The following is a 2,185-nucleotide window of genomic DNA, read 5'->3' on the forward strand; positions in this document are numbered from 1 at the left end:
CCGTGATCACGCAGCCGGTCAGCGTACAGGCGCACCGCGCGGGCGCGGGTCTCCTCATCGAACTTCCGAGGTGCAGGCACGGCTCCAGTCTCCTTGCTAGATCAGAGCCTCTCCACCACCCAGGGCGATTCAGCTCGACCCGACCCGGCCCGGTGTCGAGCAGGCGCAGAACCTGCTGAACTGGACCGCCGCGGTCAACCACCGGGTCACCTCCGGCCGGTTGATCTCGTTCAAGTTGATCGCCGCCTCGATCAAGGCGGCCCGCGATGGTGCGAAGGCGCTGCGGGCCAAACAGGCCGAACGCGCGGCCGCTGAGCGGGCGGCCCGGGAAGGGCTGAGGCTGGCGACCGACGCGGCGGCGCTGGATCTGGTCGACCGTGACGGTGCCCCGATGACCGTTGAGGCGCTGATCGCCGGGCACCAGTCGCTGCTGGCCACCGGTGACAAGGGCGTCGCGAACCGGGTCGTCGAGCAGGTCCAGCACACCGAGCTGGCCCAGCGTCGAGACAACGCCGCGATCGCCACGCTGCGCACCCGCTACCTCCGCCTGACCGTGCTGGCGGCCGGGGTGACGGTCGCCGCACTCGCGGCCGGGGCGTACTGGCTGCTGCCGCTGGCGCCGGTCGCCGCGGGCTGGGCGTTCGCGATCCGGGGCGCGCTCAACGCGCACCGAGCGATCTACGCAACCCAGCTGCGGGTGATGACGGAGTCGATCCTGGAACGGGGCCAGTTCGACCGGGACACGCTGCGCCACCTCATCACGGTCATCGGCAAGTACGCGGCCCTGGACCGCACGATGCCGGCATGGCGGCTCAGCAAGTTCGACCGCCTAGCCCGCCAGGTGCTCGTCGACGCCGAAGCCCTCATCGAGGCCCCGCGCGGTCCGACCGAGACAGCCCAGTCGCGGTTGGAGACCTCGTTGAAGGAGTTCTCGATCTTCCTGGACAAGGCCGGCAGCATCTTCGGTGTCCAGGCCCAGTCCATGTTCGGCTTCTCCCCGCACTCCGGCCTGCTCGGCCAGACGGTCACCACCGTCCTCGCAGGGACGTGGCTGGTCAACTTCGTCCTGCACGCCGCGGGCACGCTCACCGCGCTCGCCACCGCGAACCCGCTGGGCATCGCCGTGAACGCCACCTACGCGATCGCCGACGCGCTGTTCCTGGTCCAGGCACTACCCGCGATGATCGCCGGCTGGGTCGGCTACGACCCGAACCTGGCGCCGCGGATCCGGGCGATCACCCAGGCCTGGGCGATGCCGATGATCACGGTCGCGAACTTCCTGTTCTCCCTGCACGTGGCGTTCGTCGAACACAGCCTGCTCGCGATCGCCGGCGTCGGGTTGACCGTGGCCTCGGCCTACCTGTCGTGGCTGGGCATCGCCGCCGAACTGCGGCTGGGCCGCATCGCCCCACGCAAGGGCGTCTACGCCAACCTCGCCCTGGCCGCCGGCCTGATCGTCTTCGGCGTCGCCGCTGTCGCACCCACCACCGGCTGGCCACTACTGCTGGCAGTCACCACCGCCAGCGCAACAACGATGTGGGGACTGGCCCGCATCGACGACTGGCGCGCCCACAAGCGCCGCGGCCCACCCACCACCCCTACCACCACCCGCGACACCCGGGACGCCACCGACGCCGACCTGGCACGCATCACCGCAGAAGCGATCGTGAACCCGAACGGTCACGGCGCCGTCCTCGTCGCCCCCGGAGACCGGCTACGCGCTTACGCACAACGCCTACACGTCACCGCGAACCAGGTCACCGTGGTCATCCACGGCGACCACAACGGATTCCGCTACCTCATCGACGACGTCGAGGTCCGCCTCACCGCCACCCAGCTCGCCCACATCCTCAACCACCTCAACCTGCAACCCCACAGCGAGCTGATCCTGTGCGCCTGCTCGACCGGCGCCCACACCAACGGACCCGCCCACGACCTCGCCCACGCCACCGGACGCCCCATCATCGCCGCCACCGGCACCGTCACCGTCCAACGCTCCCTCCTCGGCGCCCGCGCCGACACCGACCAGCCCTGGCGACGATTCACCACCACCTGAATCGCCCTGGGTGGTGGAGAGGCTCTGATCTAGCAAGGAGACTGGAGCCGTGCCTGCACCTCGGAAGTTCGATGAGGAGACCCGCGCCCGCGCGGTGCGCCTGTACGCTGACCGGCTGCGTGATCACGG

Annotated in this window: 1 protein-coding gene; it reads left to right on the forward strand. The window is 70.1% G+C overall.

The genetic code is table 11. The features are described 5' to 3' along the window. Window positions 1-220 precede the first annotated feature (220 nt). A complete protein-coding gene (locus BUE41_RS29325; protein ID WP_073460607.1) occupies window positions 221-2,056 on the forward strand; it encodes a hypothetical protein in 1,836 nt (611 codons plus the stop codon). Window positions 2,057-2,185: the final 129 nt, after the last annotated feature.

This window comes from Pseudonocardia thermophila, assembly GCF_900142365.1.
Taxonomy (GTDB): Bacteria; Actinomycetota; Actinomycetes; order Mycobacteriales; family Pseudonocardiaceae; genus Pseudonocardia; species Pseudonocardia thermophila.